Below are 18,220 nucleotides of genomic sequence, written 5' to 3' on the forward strand. Positions count from 1 at the left end.
CAGTATACTTTTCAATCAATTCACAAACCGGCTATAGTGGGAACTTACAAAAAACAACAATAAGAACACACGGATGAGTCACTCGGAACTCGATATTCTGGTTGTGGACGATGCCCGCTTCTCGGCGGCGGTGGTCAACCGTACCCTCGCCTCTGCCGGATACACCCGCATTCGCCACGCCCACAGTGCCCAGGACGCCCTTGGTCAACTGACCGAGCAACCCGCCGATCTGGTGGTGGCAGACTGGTTGATGCCCGGCATGGATGGCCTGGAACTGACCCGCCGCATTCGTCAAAACGACGAAGCCAGCAATCGCTATACCTATGTGCTGCTGCTCACCGCCCGCGAAGGGGTGGATGCCCTGCAACAGGCCTTTGATCAGGGTGTGGACGATTTTGTCTCCAAATCCGCCATGACCGAGCAACTGCATCACCGGGTGATGGCCGCAGACCGGATCATCCAGCGCCACAACCGGGTACAGACCGACTATCAGCGCATGCTGACCGTGAACCGTCAGCTCAAACGCCACGCACTGATCGATCCGCTGACCGGTTTCGGCAATCGCCAGGATGCCCTGCGAGCATTGCAAAATACCTTGAAGCAAGCGGAAAAACGGGGCGGCGCCGCCTGCCTGCTAATGCTGCGCCTGGAAGACTTCGAGGCACTACGTGCCCAGCGTGGCGACAAGGTCATGCAGCAAGGTGTGCTGGCGTTCAGCCGGCGCCTGCGCCAGTCGGTACGCCCCATGGATCATCTGTGCCGGTTGCAGACCGATCAGTTTGCCCTTATCACCTGGCAACCCCACATGGACCACTGCGACCCCACCGGTTTTCGCCGCCTTTATGAAGGCCTCAACCATCGCGCCTACCAGACCGCCGCCGGCTTCCTGAGCCTGCAAGTGAGTATGGCAATCGCCGCCTCTGAAGGCCAAAGCCATGGGGAGCAGATGTTCGAACAGGCCCTAGCCGAGCTGGATCAGTCCCTCAGCGAACGACGCATTGTGTCAGCCACCGCCAATGTGTGAATGGTGACGCCTGACGCCAATCAGTGACGAGCATTTTTTCGCCTCACGTTTTTTGGTTTTTGCGTCCGGCATCTGGCATCCAGCTTCCCCTGTGCTCACTGTGCCCTCATGTGGTAAAAATCAGTTCTTTGCCTTTGGACAACATGCCACATACTCCTCCCCACTGGTTTTTGCTGGGCGCCGGCAATATGGGCACGCTGGCGGCCTGGTATCTGACCCTGGCCGGACATCGCGTTACCGTGATTCGGAGCGAGTCTGCATCGCCCCTGAAAAAAACGCTCTGGTTGCCGGACGGACGCCAGCAAGCGGTATCGTTACCGGTGCTGACTCCTTCTGCCCTCCCCGATCGCATCGGGCACTTGCTGGTGGCGATTAAAACTCCCTATACCCGCTCGGCGATGGCACCGCTGAGGCAGCGCCTTGATAGCCAGACTCAGGTGCTGCGTTTTCAGAATGGCCTGGGAGCCCTGGATAGCCTGTTGCCGCCGGGCTGCATACCCCTGGAAGCCATCACCACCAGCGCCGTCAAAGGGCAGCACCCGGACCACACGGTAGTGGCAGAAAATGCCACCTGGCTCGGAGGCAGTACCGCCCCGCCTGCCTGGTTTGCCGCTCTGACCGAACACTGGCCGGATCTGCATTGGGAAGACGACATCCGCCCGCGCCAGTGGCATAAACTGGTGGCAAATGCAGTGATCAATCCGCTGACCGCTCTTTACGATGTGCCCAATGGCCGTATTAACGACGACCCGGCCTTACGCAAACAGGCCACACAGCTTTGCGAAGAAGCGGATCATGTACTGCAACAACTGGACCCGGCATGGCCCGGTCACTCCCTGGAGAATGTGCTCACCGTGGCCCGGGCTACCGCCAGCAATACTTCTTCCATGCGCGCTGACCGGCAGCGGGGAGCGCAGACGGAAATTGATGCTATCAATGGCTGGCTGGTGAAGCAGGCAGACCAGCTGGATCTGGCAGTCCCTGCCAACAGGAAAATGGTTACGGCACTGACGTTGCGCTAGGGCAACGGGGTTCGAGCAGCAAAAAGCGGTCCTTGTCGGCACCATGGCTTTGCTCTTCGAAACCCGCATCTCGCCACTCGCACCTGAATACTTGCCGACAGCCCCCGCAGAGACTTTTACCCTGTAGCACTGGAATTAAATGCCGTTTTTCGCCATCGTAGCGGGCACTAATCCGGATTCGTGGAACCTCCATGCACAGTCGCATTTTTCTGGCCGTTGGCCTGATCGCCACCAGTGGCCTGACCCTGGCCAACAACGAAATCAAGGCAGTGAAAGTCAGTGGCGCCAGCCACCCAAGCCTGGCCGGGGAACTACCCACCGGTACCCTGACCCTGGATCGGGAGACCCTGGCCAGCATGCCTGCCAGCAACCTGACGGAAGTGCTGGATACCGTGGGGGGGCTGCAGGCCAGCCAGCTCTATGGCATCAACGGCAGTGAGGCCAGCCTGGATCTGTTGGGCTTCGGCGCCGGCGCCAACCAGAACACCCTGATCCTGCTTAATGGTCGCCGCCTCTCCAATATCGATCTGGCCAGCCCCTTTCTCAGCGGTATTCCGCTGGCTGCCATTGAGCGTATCGAGATTCTTCCCGGAGCGGGTGCGGCCTTGTATGGCAATGGTGCCGTGGGCGGGGTAATCAATATCGTTACCCGCCGCCGCTATGACAATAGCGCCGGGCTGGAAGTCAATGGCGGTAGCCACGGCACCCTGGGCGGCAACGGCTACGCCACCGGTCATCAGGGCAGCCTGAGCGGCGCCGTGGCCATGAGCACCCTGGACAGCGACGGCTATCGGGACAATAACGAGGTGCGCAACCACAGCGTATTCGCCGATGTGCGTTATCAACAAGACGGCATTGAGGCCTATTTCACTGCCAACGGCGAAGAACAGGAGCTGGGCCTGCCCGGCGGTCGTTCCGAAGCGCAATTTCGCAATGACCCACAGGGTACCGACACCCCCTTTGATGATGCCGAACAGGAAAACTACTGGCTGATGCCGGGCCTGCGCATCGCCCTGCGCGGTAATACCGCGCTCACCCTGGAAGCCAGCAAACGCCGTCAAGAGCAGACCTTTGCGTTTTTCTCCAGCGGCAGCTTCGGTGAAACCGTGGTGGAGAGCTACAGCGTCACGCCCAAACTGGAAGGCCAGCACACTACTGGCAGTGCCGTTCACAACTGGACCCTGGGTCTGGATCTGCACGAATACGATTACCACAGCCGCACCAGTTTCGGTAACCGGGAACTGGAGCAAAGCCAGCAGGCCTGGTATCTGCACAACTTGGTCAGCCTGACCCCGAAACTGTCTCTCAGTGCCGGCGCCCGAAAACTGGAAAGCACCCTGAGTGGCGAAGGGACGGATAAGGAACAGGACGGAGAAATGTACGAGGGCGGGATCCGTTATACCTTCACGGGTAACCTGGCCCTGTTCGCTGGCGCCCAGCGCAGCGTGCGCATTGCCAACGTGGATGAACTGAGCCCTTTCAATCCCCCCATTGATCCGCAAACTGGCAAGGGCTACACCGCCGGGGCCAGCTGGTCCCAGGGTCGCCAGCATTCCACCCTGACCTTCTGGCGGGCCGAGATCGACAATGAGATCCTCTTTGATCCGGTCAGCTTTACCAATCGCAATCTGGAAGACCGCACCGTCCACAAGGGCGTCAGCATCAATTCCCGCTGGCGACTGGACAAGGACCTGATGCTGACCATCAACGCCAGCGCCCAGCAGGCCCGCTTCGACGGCGGCCCCTTCGACCGCAAAGACGTACCACTGGTACCTGAACATACCCTGCAATTGATCGCCGACTGGCAGGCCCTGTCCTGGCTGTCCGCACAGATCAGCCACCGCTATGTGGGGGATCGCCGCTTTGACGGTGACCTGGACAACCGCTTCCGCAAACTGGACCACTACCGCACCACAGACCTGCAACTGACCGCCCGTTATCAGGCGTTTTATCTCAAGGCGGGCGTCTACAATCTGGAAGACCACCAGGTGGTGGACTACGGTAACTTCAGCAACACCACAAACACGGCAACACTGTACCCACTTCCAGAGCGCCACTACCGCGCGGCGTTTGGCGTGGAGTTTTAAACACCTGACAGCAAACCCGTTGGGCCTTGTTCACAAGGCTCCAACGGCAAGAGTCTTACCCGAGCCATAACCCTCCCACCAGGAGCCACCATGAGCGACAAGGAAAAGACCCGCATCAACCGGGTGATCACCCGCACCGGCGACCGCGGCGATACCGGCCTGGCCGATGGCAGCCGGGTCAGCAAGTGGCATCCGCGCATCCAGGTACTGGGGGAACTGGACGAACTGAATAGCGGCCTGGGCGTACTGCGCGCCCGGTCGCTGGATGCAGATCTGGATACCGTGCTCGGCCTGGCCCAGCAGTTACTGTTCGATATTGGTGGCGAACTGGCCATTCCCGGTCATCGCGTCATCGACGACCACGATCTGGTGGAGCTGGAATCCCGGGCGGATACCTTCAACGCCGAACTGCCACCACTGAAAGAGTTCGTCCTCCCGGGCGGGCACCCGGACGCCGCCTGGTGCCACCACTGCCGCACCGTGGCCCGACGTACCGAGCGCCACTTTGTGGCCCTGCATGAGGCCGACGAAGACGCCGTCAACCCGGTGAGCCTGGCCCTGGTCAACCGACTTTCCGACCTCTTGTTCGTGATGGCCCGGGTGATCAACCTGCGCCAGGAGTCGCCGGAAGTACTTTGGCAGCCGAAGGCAGAAAGGGGCTAAGCTCGCTCCTTGAAAAGCCGGTTTTAACCACAGAGGGCACAGCTAAATCGGTGCAGTTCGCTTAGGCTCAGTGCACCCTACGCTATCCGTTAGTCTGTGCTGGTTTTCGTCGCCAGGCAGGTGTTTTTGTGGGAAGCGATGCTTGCATCGTGAAAACGCCCGCACTGCCAACCGCTTCGCGATGCAAGCATCGCTTCCCACAAGTCGTGCCTCCGGCCTTCTCCATCCCCATTGTGAAAACATTGTGCAACCCTGCCTCAAGGGCACAAGCAAGGGCTACACTGGAGGCCCGGACCGACGACGTTTCGCCATGGGCATTCGCAACAAACTCTTTGTCATTTTCCTGTCCACCTTCCTGGTGCTCACCCTGGCGGCCAGCGGATTCTATTACCTGTCGTTCCTGCGCAGTCTGGAAACCTATCTGGATGAACGTCAGCAAGCCCAGGTAGAACGACTGGCGGATCACCTTGGCATCCTCTACCAACAGCGCGGCGGCTGGCAGTTCCTGATGGATGACCCCCGTCTGCTCAAACGACTCTACCGGCTGGCCGGAGATAGGGATGACGACCGTGACAGCCGCGGCGATCACCGCCATCTGCAGCTGCTGGATGCCCACAAACAACGGCTGTTAGGCCCACCCGCGCCGCCGAAATTCCGTTCGGACATTCCTGTTCAGGTCGGCCGCAGTATCGTCGGCTACCTGACCTACCCGGATCAGGACGCTATCCGCGACAAACTGGACCAACGCTTCAAGGGCCGCCAGCTGCGCTTCATGGGCTGGATGCTGTTTGTGGGCGTGTTGCTGTCACTGCTGGTGTCCTGGCTACTGGCCCGCCACCTGGTGGCACCGATTCTTGCCCTGTCCAACCACACCCGCGACCTGCAGGAAGGCCACTACAGCGCCCGCCTGGAAACCCGCCGCCGGGACGAACTGGGCACCCTCACCGAACAGGTCAATCAGTTGGCGCAGCGTCTGGATCAGGGCCAGCAGGCCCGCCAACGCTGGTTCTCGGATATTGCCCATGAGCTGCGCACCCCGGTGGCAATCCTGCAGGGTGAGCTGGAAGCCATCAGCGATGGCATTCGCCCCTTGAGCGCCGAATTCATCAAGTCTCTGGAAGGGGAAGTGGCCCAGCTCACTCACCTGATCAACGACCTGCACGACCTGGCGCTGGCGGATGGCGGCAATCTGCGTTATCAGTTCCACCGGGAGGATCTGGCGTACCTGCTCGGCGAGGTGGTCGACAGCTATCGCAACAGCTTTAGCCAGCAGAGCATCAGCCTGGAAACCCGTATTCCCGACCTTGCCGTTATTGATATGGATCCGGTGCGCATTCGCCAGCTGCTGGACAACCTGCTGCAGAACTCTCTCAAGTACACCGCCAGCGGCGGTACCTTGAGCCTCTCGCTGACACACACTGGCGACAACTGGGAACTACTGCTGGAAGACAGTGCCCCGGGTGTGCCCGACGAGGCCCTGCCCCGCTTGTTCGACCATCTGTACCGGGTAGAAAGCTCCCGCAACCGCCGCACCGGCGGCGCCGGCCTGGGGCTGGCCATTTGCCAGCGTATCGTTGAAGCCCATGGCGGCACCATCGGTGCGCAGCACAGCCCTCTGGGCGGCGTGCGGATCCGTATCACCTTGCCGGGAGAGAGCACATGAGCCGCATTTTGATCGTGGAAGACGAGCCACGGCTGTCACAACTGATGGCAGACTATCTCCAGCACGCCCACTTCCACACCGAACAGACCGACAGCGCGCGGACCGCCATGGCACTGGCAAAAGAGGAACGCTTCCAGGCTATCTTGCTGGACCTGATGCTGCCGGACGGCGACGGTATGGAAGTGTGCAAGGCCATCCGCCGTCACAGCCAGGTGCCGATCCTGATGGTCACCGCCCGGGTGGATGAAGTGGATCGCCTGCTGGGCCTGGAACTGGGTGCCGACGACTATATCTGTAAACCCTTCAGCCCCCGGGAAGTGGTGGCCAGAGTCAAGGCAGTACTGCGCCGGTCCAACCCACAACCAGACACTACCGGCCCCACCTTGACCCTGGACGACGAGCGCTATGAAGCGGTCATGGGCAAGCAGCGGGTCGCCCTCACCGCCATCGAATTCGCCCTGCTCGAGACCCTGTCCCGCCACCCTGGTCGCATCTGGTCCCGGGATCAGTTGATGGATGAAATCTACCAGGACCACCGTGTGGTTTCTGACCGCACCATCGACAGCCACATCCGCAAACTGCGCCGCAAGCTCAGCGACGGGGATGATACCTCCCATGACTGGATCGGTAGTGTTTATGGGGTGGGGTATCGGTTGGAGCAGCCGTAGCGGCAACAACCCCCTCTACAAAGCCGCTGTAGGAGCGGCTCTAGAGCCGCGAACCGTGCGAAGCACGGAATCGACCGAAGGGCGATCAGGGATTTCACCCATCGACATGTTCCAGATAGCCACTCGCCGGTCAGTTCCGGTTCGCCCCTCAAGAGGGGCTCCTACAGCCTGGCGCCATCGAACCTGCGTCTTCCTTATTTCCTGCATATTCCTTGCACCCTTCCCGCCCATACTGCTTCCACACATTCACAGGGACTCACTGAGTCACAAGGAGAGCATCATGAAAAAACTGGCTATTGTTGCCCTGGCTATCTTTACCACCTCCGCTTTTGCCTATGGCCCTGGTCATAAAGGCGGCGAGCACATGGTGGAGCGTCTGGAAAAGAAACTGGAACTGAGCGAAGAACAAAGCACTCAGCTCAAGGCCATCTTTCAGGAGCAGGGCGAAAAGATGAAAGCCCTGCATGAAGAAACGCAGACTAAAATGAATACCGTACTGACCCCGGAGCAGCAGGAAAAGCTGGCCGAGATGAAAGAAAAGCGCAAGGAGCGCTGGGAAGAACGCAAGGAAAAATGGAAGGGAAAAAAGGGTAAGCAGGGGGAATAATTCAGGCTACCGTTTTTTTCGGACGTCTGAGGTCGGACATCCGACGCTAAAAAATAAAAGTCTGAAAAGCATGAAAGCTGGTTTTGGGTTTGACCTCAGACTTCCGACGTCAGACCCGCACCCCCCAACGAAGATAGCCGGCAAATTGCCGGCTATCTTCGTTGCATTGAGAGGACCACTTAAAGCAGCGCCCGTCGCATATCCGTCAACAACTGACTCAGGTAGGTGGTGAAACGGGCCGCATCGGCGCCATCAATCACCCGGTGGTCATAGGACAGGCTCAGCGGCAGCATCAGCCGAGGCTGAAACTGCTCACCGTCCCAGGCCGGCTGCATGTCGGATCGGCTTACCCCGAGGATGGCCACTTCCGGCCAATTCACAATGGGCGTAAAGGCGGTGCCTCCGATCCCCCCCAGCGAGGAAATACTGAAAGTCCCGCCTTTCATATCCGCCGGTGTCAGTTTGCGGTTACGGGCCTTTTCCGCCAGCTCACCCATTTCCTGGGCAATGGCTTTCAGACCCTTCTTGTCCGCATCCTTGATCACCGGCACCACCAGTCCATTGGGGGTATCCACGGCAATGCCGATGTTGATGTAGTGCTTCTGAATCAAAGCCTCACCGCTGTTTTCCAGGGAGCTGTTGAAACGCGGGAACTCCTGCAGCGCCCTGGCGCAGGCGCTGACCAGAAACGCCAGCATGGTCAGCTTAACGCCTTCTTTCTCCAGCACCTTGTTCTGCTGTTTGCGGAACGCTTCCAGGCCGGTGATATCTGCCATCTCGTGTTGGGTGACATGGGGAATGGTCAGCCAGGAGCGAGTCAGGTTCTGGGCGGACACCTTGCGCAGCTTGTTGAGTTCCAGCCGCTCGATCTCACCAAAATGGCTGAAATCGATCTCCGGCAATTCCACCGCCAGACCACCGCCGGATGCCTTTGGCGCACCTTCAAGGCGTTGCTTCACCCAGGCATGCACATCTTCCTTGAGGATACGATCCTTGGGCCCGGTGCCGTTGACCTGCGCCAGATCCACGCCCATTTCCCGTGCCAGCTTGCGGACCGCCGGGCCGGCGTGCACGGACCTGGAGTGGGAACCGGCATCCGCTGTGGTTGGCTGCGACGTTGCCGGAGCCGGTTTTTGCTCGGAGGAGGTCTGCTCCGGGGCTGGCGCCGACTTCGTCTCTGACTTTTCTGCCGCCTCTGCTTTGTTGTCCGCTGTCGGCTTACCGCCGGCTACGGCCATGGTCAGCAGCGCATCGCCGGTGCCAACCTTGTCGCCCATCTTCACTGCCACCGATTCCACCTTGCCGGCGAAGGGGGCTGGAATTTCCAGGGACGCCTTGTCCGATTCCACCACCACGATGACCTGCTCCTGTTCGAGCTCATCACCCACGGCCACATTCACTTCGATGATTTCTGCAGCATCGATATCGCCAAGATCGGGGACGGAAACCGTTTCGCTGCCACCGCTTTCCTGCGCTTGCGGTGCTTCGGGCTCATCCTCTTCTTGCGGCGTCGACTCTGGCGCCGGTTTTTCCTCTGCAGCTTGCGACGCTTCACTGACAGCCTCGGATTCCTGGACGGCGTCGTCTTCCGACTCGCCGTCGGCCTCCACTTCCATCAGTTCATCGCCTTCCTTGACCCGATCCCCCACCTTGACGCTGATGGCAGTAATCGTCCCCGCCTGGGGCGCCGGCACTTCCACCGTGGCCTTGTCGGACTCCATAACAATAATGGTGTCTTCTGCGGCAATGGTATCGCCGACTTTCACGCTGATCTCGATGACGTCAACAGGATCACTGCTGCCCACATCGGGAACACAAATCATGCTCTTACTCACACCTGTCTCCTTTTGTGAGATCACGCTGGGGTGCGATCAATGCATCACCGGATAGGGTTTATCCGTATCGATGCCGTATTTTTCGATGGCCTTTTTCACAGTAGACGCCTCTACCTTGCCATCCTTGCGCAGCGCACTGAGTGCCGCCAGCACCACAAAATAGCGGTCTACTTCAAAGAAGTGGCGCAGTTTCTGGCGGGAATCACTGCGGCCGAACCCGTCGGTGCCCAGCACCGTATAAGGAGCATGTACCCAGGGCCGGATCTGGTCGGCAAAGGCACGCATGTAATCGGTGGACGCAATCACCGGGCCGTCGCGATCATCCAGACATTTCTCTACCCAGCTGCGCTCACGCTCCTGATCCGGATTGAGGATTTCGTCCCGGTCCAGGCGCAGACCTTGCCGACGTAGTTCGTTGAAGCTGGTGACACTCCACACGTCCGCGGCCACTCCGAAGTCATCACGGAGCAGTTCCGCGGCGGCTTCCACTTCGCGAAGAATGGTGCCACTGCCCAGCAACTGCACACGGGGGGATTTTTTGGTTTTTCCCTTGCCTTCGCGTAACAGATACATGCCCCGGCGAATGCCTTCTTCGGCCCCCTCCGGCATGGCGCCGTGCACGTAGTTTTCGTTCATCAGCGTCAGGTAGTAGAAGACTTTTTCGTTGTCTTCATACATGCGCTTGAGCCCGTCATGGAGAATTACCGCCAGCTCATAGCTGTAGGTGGGGTCATAGCTGACACAGTTGGGCACGGTGCTGGCCAGCAGATGGCTGTGGCCATCCTGGTGCTGCAGCCCTTCGCCATTGAGGGTGGTGCGCCCGGCGGTGGCTCCCAGCAGGAAACCCCGGGCCTGGCTATCGCCGGCGGCCCAGCACAGGTCTCCCACGCGCTGGAAACCGAACATGGAGTAATAGATGTAGAACGGAATCAGGGTGAAATCGTGCACGCTGTAGCTGGTGGCAGCCGCCAGCCAGCCGGACATGGCGCCCGCTTCGTTGATGCCCTCTTCCAGAATGCGGCCCTTCTTGTCTTCCCGGTAATACATGACCTGGCCGGCGTCCTCGGGCTCGTATTTCTGGCCACCGGAAGAGTAAATGCCCAGCTGTCGAAACAGGCCTTCCATGCCGAAGGTACGAGCTTCATCGGGCACAATCGGCACCACCCTTTCGCCGATCTGCTTGTCCTTGATCAGCGCGCTCATCATGCGCACAAACGCCATGGTGGTGGAAATTTCCCGGTCACCGCTGCCTTCCAGGAAGTTGGCAAAGATATCCAGCCCGGGCAGGGTCAGCGCCTGGCTGGCCTGCTGGCGACGCATCGGCATATAGCCGCCCAGCTGATCGCGCTGCTCTTTCATGAAGCGCATTTCCGGGGCATTCGCATCCGGCCGGTAGTAGGGCACGTCCTTGAGCTGTTCATCGGTGAACGGCATATCGAAGCGATCACGGAAATCCTTCAGGCTTTCCAGGTCCAGCTTCTTCATCTGGTGGGCCTTGTTGACCGCTTCGCCGGCACCGGTGGCGTAACCCTTTACGGTCTTGGCCAGGATCACCGTGGGCCGACCGGTATGGTTGACCGCCGCATGGTAGGCCGCGTAGACCTTGAAAGGATCGTGGCCACCGCGATTTAGGCGGTACACCTCATCGTCGGACATATGCTCCACCAGCTTCTTCAGCTCCGGGTACTCACCGAAGAAATGCTCGCGGGTATAGGCGCCACCGTTTTTCTTGTAGGCCTGGTATTCACCGTCCACGCACTCTTCCATGCGCCGGCGCAGCAACCCCTGGCTGTCCCGTTCCAGCAGTGGGTCCCAGAGACTCCCCCAGACCACCTTGATCACATTCCAGCCGGCACCCCGGAAGACGCCTTCCAGCTCCTGGATGATCTTGCCATTACCGCGCACCGGACCATCCAGGCGCTGCAGGTTGCAGTTGACCACGAAGATCAGATTATCCAGTTTCTCGCGACCGGCCAGGGCCAGAGCACCCTGGGATTCCGGCTCGTCCATTTCGCCGTCGCCCAGGAAGGCCCACACCTTGCGGTCATCCTTCTGGATCAGCTCGCGGTTTTGCAGGTACTTCATAACGTGGGCCTGGTAGATGGCCTGAATCGGCCCCAGCCCCATGGACACGGTGGGAAATTGCCAGAAATCCGGCATCAGCCAGGGATGCGGATAGGAGGACAGGCCCTTGCCATCCACTTCCCGGCGAAAGTTGTCGAGTTGCTCTTCGCTGATGCGCCCTTCCAGGTAAGCGCGGGCATAAACGCCCGGGGCCGAATGGCCCTGGAAGAACACCAGGTCCCCTTCGTTCTTGTCGCTGGGGGCCCGGAAGAAATGATTGAAACCTACATCGTAAAGCGTGGCAGATGACGCAAAGGAAGCGATATGGCCACCCAGCTCGTCATCGTTATCCATGTTCGCCCGCATCACCATAGCCAGCGCATTCCAGCGCACCAGGGACCGCACCCGGCGTTCCATGAAGATATCGCTGGGGATCGGTACTTCGTCTTTGGCAGCAATGGTATTGAGGTACGGGGTATTGAGGTCGGTACGGCGAATGCCCTGTTCCTGGGCCTCGTTGGTGATGGTGTCAAGCAACCAGGCGGCCCGCTCAGGGCCTTCGCGCTCGACCACGGATTCCAGGGCTTCAAGCCACTCCCGGGTTTCTGCCGGGTCCATATCATCAAAGAAACTTCTTTTGTGCATGGGCATGCGTCCTTTTTCGCGTCGCCTGGCAGCCCTGCAGGATCACTGCAGCACCGCGGAAATAAGCGCCCGGGGGTGTTGGGCGAACTGATACAAGCTCTTTCCATACTAGCCGCAATGACTGGCCGGTCAAATGACGATAATCACCACAGGCGGGTTACAGGCGGATGTTTTGGTATGGCAAAAGCCCTGCCAGCATGACGACGGCCACAGCAGGACGACATCAGACCTAAGTCTGGTCGGGAGAAAAGCACCTCCACCCTTCCCGCAGGGTGCATGAGCCCAAGCGAACAACACCAGGCGAAAAGCAATTGATAATGAATAATTGAGAATTGAGAACCGACACAGCGTTGATCGCGCCGTTATCAATTATCCATTCTCAATGATTAATTAGAGGGTTCGCTCAGTGCACCCCACGCGCGACCCAGCGCCTTCAGATCGCGATAACCCACAGCGCCGCCAGGATCAGCCAGATGGCAACACAGCGCAGTAGCAGCCCCTGCAGGGATTCCAGATGATCCAGGGCCGCTGACAGGGAACCTTCACCGCTGGACTGGGAGTCTTCCAGGGCCACATTGGCCACCTGTTGTAGCGCTTGGCCGCTGTGTTCCTGGCGCGACCAATGGCCACGCATTTTTTCCATAACGGCGGTGAAATCACCGGCCAGCGCCATACTCAACACCAGCAACCGGTTGGCCGGCCAGCTTAGCCAGCTATCCAGGCGTGTCTGCCAGTGATTGGCCTGCTCGTCGCCAGCCCGGATTACCCAGGCTCGATTGAGTACGACCAGAAACGCCGCGGCGAAACCCAGTAGCACCAGCCAGAAGATAGCGATAAAGAGCTGTTGTTCCCGCGCCAGAATTTTTTCCGTCAGGGCACTCTGGTAGGCAGGATCGTCCGGTGTTCCGGTCACATCGAATTCATCCGTGGCCAGGGCCGCAAAGCCTTCCGGGTCGTTCATTCGACCACGCACCAGTAATTCATCCACATGACGAAACTCGCTTTGTCCTCCTGCCAGCCACAGCATCAATATCACGCCCAGAAGCAACACCACCAGCTGCCCCCAGAAACCGTCCAGCCAGCAGGTCAGGGCGTAAATCAATAGTGCTGGCAACAGCACGGCCAGCCACCAGACTCGCTGCCCCTGCCCCAGGCGGTTGCCCCATTGCTGCAACCAGCCCTGATGGCGTTGCGGGTTGGCGAGCCACAGCGGCCAGCTGGTATCCAGACGGCGCAGGCCGAGGACCAGTATCAGCACCAGAAACTTCATGCCATTTCCTCCTTGAAACGGGCCAGGCGGGCCCGGTAATCCGCCCAGTCGAAAGCGGGCCCCGGGTCAGTCTTGCGGCCCGGGGCAATATGTTCGTGGCCGGTGATGCGGACATCCTTGATCGCCGGGTAATGGGATTGCAGTAGTGCAGTAAGTTCCGTCAGGGTCGCGTACTGCACCTCTTCATAGGGAACAGTATCTGCGCCTTCCAGCTCGATGCCGATGGAAAAATCATTACAGTTTTCCCGCCCGGCAAAGCTGGAAACTCCGGCATGCCAGGCCCGCCGATCGCAGGGAACAAACTGCAACAGGCTGCCGTCACGCCGGATGAGAAAATGCGACGATACGGTCAGCTGGTGGATTTCGCGGAAATAGGGGTGGTCGTCCGGGTTCAGGCAGTTCTGGAACAGGGCCTGGATGTGATCGCCGCCGAACTGCTCCGGCGGCAGGCTGATGTTATGAATCACCAGCAGGGATATATCATCGGGATCGGGGCGGAGATTGAAATTGGGGGATGGGCACCACTGTGCCTGATCGACCCGGTGTTCGTTGAGGGTGAGCACCCGCGCAAGCTCCTTAGAACCTGTTCATGATCTATACGCAACCGCGCCGGAGTCAATTTTTTCGCCAGGTCGTGATTGCGATTGTGTCGTGTAGTCATTCTACATAAATAAGAGCAATCGCGGGCTGGCGGAAAAAGGGGCCCGGCCCTTCGGGTTACCGCTAAAAATGGCGCCATGCTGTGTTGCGGACCTTGAACTTGACCCGTCAGGCCCTGCGGTCCGCGCCCTCTGTGCTCTGCGAGTATTGCCTGGCACCATTTTTAGCGGCAACGCGGCTGCGTATAGATCATGAACAGGTTCTATGCCCGCGCGGACAAACCAACGACTAGTGCTGTGCGCTGGCCTGCATGCGGCGCAGGTCTCCAATAACCGCTTCCAGAGCCCGGTCGAACAGGGCTCCCTCTTCGATGAGTTTAACAGTCCCTTCATGCAGGGCAACGGCCAGCGTGTAAGCAGAGAACTCTTCCACCTTGATGCCGCGACGGTTGGTAAACACCATCTTGACGCCGGCGCGGATATTGGCAGCCAGCTTGGCACGGCGCGGCTCGTCACCGTCCACGAGCTCAATCCACTGGCCCGGGGCAAGCTGCCCGGCTTTTTTCACCAGGAAGTGATTTTCCGGCAAAACGGCTTCTTCCTGGGCTTGCGGTTGCGGTGCCGGCATTTCCGGCTCCACAGCCACTCGCTCGGTTTCCAGGCCCTTGAGCAGTTGCTGGTGCACATCCTGGAACTTGATCAGTAACTGCTTGGCTTCTGCTTCATCATAACTGATCTGGGCAAGCCCGCTATGCAGCGTCTTGAGGAGTTTGGGGCTGAGCGCCTTGAGCTTTTCCAGCGCCGCCTGATCACGGTGTGGCAGAACACTCCAGACCACGCCATCAACCACCTTGACCTGCTGCTGCCAGGCACCACTGTCGGCACCTTCGCGTAACCAGGTCAGGTAAAGCACCTGTTGCCAACCCTGGCGCAGCAACCGTACCACCACATCGGGTAACTGACGGCCTGCCATACGCTTGTCGAGCACCGCCACCACTTCCTGACGGGCCAGCTCGGCACGAGCCTTGCCTTCCTCCGCCTCACGCACCCGCTGCTCAACGCGCTCGGAGCGTGAGCTCTGGCTGTCGAAAAAGCGCTGAAACTCATCCAGCAGGGTGGCAAACAAGCTGGCATCGTCTTCAAAATCATCAATGATGCGATGTACCGCGTGGTTGATACGCTGGTACAGGTCGTCCTGGATACCCTGTTGCGGGTCCCACTGATTGCCGGCCCGGGCCAGCATGTTGAGCAGTAGTCGAGCTTCGTGGTTGTCGTTACTGAAGAAGTTCTTGTCGGTGATTGCCACTTTCAGCAAGGGAATCTGCAGGCGCCCAATCAACGCCTTGATCTCGGAGGGCAGGCCCTCGTCATCCAGAATGAAATCAAACAGCAGGGACACCAGGTTGATCACATCGTCATCGGCCTGATCCAGCGCATGAATGGCTTCGCCATGCTCACTGTCGAGCAATTCTGACAGGTCGTCCTTCAGGTTGGCCTTTTCGCCATCTGTTTCGCTGAGGCTGCGTTCCACACGCTGCAAACGATTGAGCACACCCATCAAGTCATCAGAGCTGACCTGGTGGACGGAAGCCGCGTTGGCCACCGGGGCGCCATTGAGATAAGGCACACCGTTCTGCATGACTGCCATGGCCGCGCTCATGTCCGCGCCTGCAGAGGCTCCGGATGCGGCAGCTGAGCCACCCTGCATGCCACGCATGGTTACCAGCAGCTCCTGTAACAACCCGAACATCTGGTCATTGCTACCGGCAGCAGAGCTCGAGGAGGATGCCTGGCTGCCCGCCAGTGAACGATTCCCAGGCTTACGTGCAGGTGCGATGGGCGCGGTTTTCATGTCCGGCAAGACACCCGCGTCCACTAGCACCTTGTTGGCTTCAGACACCATGTATCCGGTTTCCGCCATGACTTCACGCTCAAACAGCTTGAGGATGATCAGGCGAGACTTGATGTCCAGAGAGAGCTTTTCAAGCCCCTGGCTGAAGGCGTCCACCAGCTGGCGTGGCTCCAGCGGATTATTCCGTTCGGTGATTTCTGCCTTGCTTTCAAAAAGATATTCCAGGCGGTGGCACAACACCTTGAGCTGTTCCACACAGCCATTGCGGGCACGGCGAGCCATGTTGTCCAGGGCCACCGTGGTTTCCAATTCTTCCTCATTGACCAGAGTCAGAGAGTCCAGATCAAGCTTGGTACTTTCCAGTGAAGACGTTTCCTCCTGGGGGCGTCCAAGATTGGAAAACTGCTGCTGGATGACCTGTTTCAAGCCAGCCATCAGCCCAGCTCGCTGGATGCGCAGCTCACGCATGGCATCAAAGTAGCGCTCGCGCTCGCTATCCGCTTCTTTTTCCGCCAGGTCGTAAAGGATGTCATCGGCTCCATCGAGCATATCCTCCAGATAGGAAGACGCCAGCGACAGATAGCGGTCACGCACTTTTTCGATCGGTCTGGGCAGGCTGTTAGCGGCTGCTTTGGCAGCGACCGATTTGAGTTGGGTAACCTTGGCCATGACACCCCCGGGATTAAGCTGCACCCGTTCAGAAAATGGGACTGTGGTTTTAATACCTAACTAAGCTATCACACCATCAAACTAATAATTTTGAACTAGTTGGCATGTGAGGCTTTATATTTAGTTAACCACAAACACGTCGCCAGCTTTCCCTGCCCGCTAAATTCCCATAGCCTAAGGCCTTTTGGGGCAATGGACGAGAGCCATGGAGCAAGCGGTTACCATTCTTAAACAGATCAGCGGCTTCCTGTGGGGATGGCCGGCACTAATCCTGATTGCTGGCACAGGCCTCTATCTGACTCTGATCCTGCGTTTCCTGCCCCTGAGACAGCTGGGGTTTGGCTTCAGACAGATGTTCGGCCCGAAGATCGGGGTCGGCACGATCGGTGCCGGCGCCGCCCTGGCCACGTCGCTGTCTGCGACCATCGGTACCGGTAACATCGTGGGGGTAGCGACGGCTATTCACTCCGGCGGGCCGGGAGCACTCGTGTGGATGTGGCTGATTGCCCTGGTGGGCATGGCCACCAAGTACGCGGAAGCCGTACTGGCCGTGCAATATCGGGAAAAGGACAGCGCCGGCCAGTATGTGGGCGGCCCCATGTACTACATCCAGAACGGTCTCGGCCCAAATTGGCGCTGGCTGGCCATCGCTTTTGCCATCTTCGGCATGTTGGCCGGCTTCGGCATTGGCAATAGCGTCCAGGCCAACTCTGTCGCTCACGGCCTGCAGGACAGCTTCGGGCTTCCAGCATGGGTAACAGGGGTCACCCTGGCCGTCCTCGTGGGCCTGGTGGTACTAGGCGGCATGAAGCGGATTGCCACCGTGGCGACTTATATCGTCCCCTTTATGGCGCTGGCCTACCTGCTGGCCGGTTTGGTGGTGCTGGTAGACCATGCTGACGCCCTGCCCGCCGCCCTGGCCCTATGCTTCGAAAGTGCCTTCACCGGCACTGCGGCTGCCGGCGGTTTCGCGGGCGCTCTGGTCAAGGAAGCGATCCGTTTCGGGATTGCCCGTGGCATCTTCTCCAACGAGGCCGGCCTGGGCAGCGCGCCCATCGCCCATGCCTCCGCCAATACCGATCACCCGGCCAGACAGGGCTCCATCGCCATGTTGGGTACGTTTATCGACACCATCATCGTCTGCTCCATCACCGGCCTGGCCATCGTTTCCTCCGGCGCCTGGACCAGCGGTGCAGAAGGCGCGCCGCTGTCCGCCCTGGCCTTTTCCTCTACCTTCGGGGACTTCGGCAATGTGATTGTGGCCGGCGGCCTGGCGATCTTTGCCTTCACCACCCTGCTGGGCTGGAGCCTGTACAGCGAACGCTGCACCCAGTTCCTGTTTGGCGACCGGGCCGTCCTGCCCTTCCGGGTGATCTGGGTACTGGCAGTGCCTTTTGGTGCCGTCGTCAGCCTGAACCTGGTCTGGGCACTAGCCGACATCATGAATATCTTGATGGCGATACCTAACCTGATTGCTCTGCTATTATTGTCACCCGTGGTGGTCAGGCTCAGCCGGGAATTCTTTTCCACCCGGCCCGATTGAAAACACCAC

The 18,220-nt window shown here is 59.3% G+C and carries 13 protein-coding genes; 8 read left to right on the forward strand and 5 right to left on the reverse strand.

Annotation, left to right across the window (positions count from 1 at the left end; translation table 11 throughout):
- Window positions 1–73: 73 nt before the first annotated feature.
- The 7 genes from Q0Y02_RS09020 (at window position 74) to Q0Y02_RS09050 (ending at window position 7,734) form a co-directional block, all read left to right on the forward strand.
- Entirely contained in the window at window positions 74–1,024 is a 951-nt protein-coding gene (locus Q0Y02_RS09020) for a response regulator (protein ID WP_297767077.1), read from the forward strand.
- 143 nt (window positions 1,025–1,167) lie between these two features.
- Window positions 1,168–2,046 carry a 2-dehydropantoate 2-reductase gene (locus Q0Y02_RS09025; RefSeq protein ID WP_297767079.1) on the forward strand — a complete coding sequence of 293 codons (879 nt, stop codon included), beginning with the start codon at window positions 1,168–1,170 and terminating at the stop codon, window positions 2,044–2,046.
- Between the two features lie 191 nt (window positions 2,047–2,237).
- Window positions 2,238–4,133 (forward strand): TonB-dependent receptor, encoded by a 1,896-nt coding sequence (locus tag Q0Y02_RS09030; RefSeq protein WP_297767081.1) that lies wholly within the window; start codon window positions 2,238–2,240, stop codon window positions 4,131–4,133.
- 90 nt (window positions 4,134–4,223) lie between these two features.
- Complete coding sequence (locus Q0Y02_RS09035; protein ID WP_297767083.1) at window positions 4,224–4,796, forward strand: cob(I)yrinic acid a,c-diamide adenosyltransferase; 573 nt, start codon at window positions 4,224–4,226, stop codon at window positions 4,794–4,796.
- Between the two features lie 310 nt (window positions 4,797–5,106).
- Window positions 5,107–6,459, forward strand: coding sequence for an ATP-binding protein (locus Q0Y02_RS09040; RefSeq protein ID WP_297767084.1), 1,353 nt, complete (start codon window positions 5,107–5,109; stop codon window positions 6,457–6,459).
- Window positions 6,456–7,127: a response regulator gene (locus Q0Y02_RS09045; RefSeq protein ID WP_297767086.1), complete on the forward strand. Its 672-nt coding sequence runs from the start codon at window positions 6,456–6,458 to the stop codon at window positions 7,125–7,127. The genes Q0Y02_RS09040 and Q0Y02_RS09045 overlap by 4 nt, the downstream gene beginning before the upstream one ends.
- 280 nt (window positions 7,128–7,407) lie before the next feature.
- Window positions 7,408–7,734: a hypothetical protein gene (locus Q0Y02_RS09050; RefSeq protein WP_297767088.1), complete on the forward strand. Its 327-nt coding sequence runs from the start codon at window positions 7,408–7,410 to the stop codon at window positions 7,732–7,734.
- Between the two features lie 179 nt (window positions 7,735–7,913).
- Here the strand turns inward: Q0Y02_RS09050 and aceF are convergent, their stop codons facing one another.
- From aceF to Q0Y02_RS09075, 5 genes are all read right to left on the reverse strand, one after another.
- Window positions 7,914–9,569, reverse strand: coding sequence for a dihydrolipoyllysine-residue acetyltransferase (gene aceF, locus Q0Y02_RS09055; protein ID WP_297767090.1), 1,656 nt, complete (start codon window positions 9,567–9,569; stop codon window positions 7,914–7,916).
- Window positions 9,570–9,605: 36 nt separating this feature from the next.
- Window positions 9,606–12,278: a pyruvate dehydrogenase (acetyl-transferring), homodimeric type gene (gene aceE / locus Q0Y02_RS09060; protein ID WP_297767092.1), complete on the reverse strand. Its 2,673-nt coding sequence runs from the start codon at window positions 12,276–12,278 to the stop codon at window positions 9,606–9,608.
- A gap of 433 nt (window positions 12,279–12,711) precedes the next feature.
- Entirely contained in the window at window positions 12,712–13,548 is an 837-nt protein-coding gene (locus Q0Y02_RS09065) for a hypothetical protein (protein WP_297767094.1), read from the reverse strand.
- The gene (gene ampD, locus Q0Y02_RS09070) at window positions 13,545–14,111 is read right to left on the reverse strand and encodes a 1,6-anhydro-N-acetylmuramyl-L-alanine amidase AmpD (protein WP_297767096.1); all 567 of its coding nucleotides are present in this window, start codon (window positions 14,109–14,111) and stop codon (window positions 13,545–13,547) included. The genes Q0Y02_RS09065 and ampD overlap by 4 nt, the downstream gene beginning before the upstream one ends.
- Before the next feature lie 325 nt (window positions 14,112–14,436).
- A complete protein-coding gene (locus tag Q0Y02_RS09075) occupies window positions 14,437–16,668 on the reverse strand; it encodes a DUF1631 domain-containing protein (protein ID WP_297767098.1) in 2,232 nt (743 codons plus the stop codon).
- 205 nt (window positions 16,669–16,873) lie between these two features.
- On the opposite strand from Q0Y02_RS09075, the gene Q0Y02_RS09080 reads away from it, so the two are divergent.
- Complete coding sequence (locus tag Q0Y02_RS09080; protein WP_297767100.1) at window positions 16,874–18,211, forward strand: sodium:alanine symporter family protein; 1,338 nt, start codon at window positions 16,874–16,876, stop codon at window positions 18,209–18,211.
- Window positions 18,212–18,220: the final 9 nt, after the last annotated feature.

It is taken from the genome of uncultured Alcanivorax sp., from assembly GCF_947258575.1.
Lineage (GTDB): Bacteria > Pseudomonadota > Gammaproteobacteria > Pseudomonadales > Alcanivoracaceae > Alcanivorax.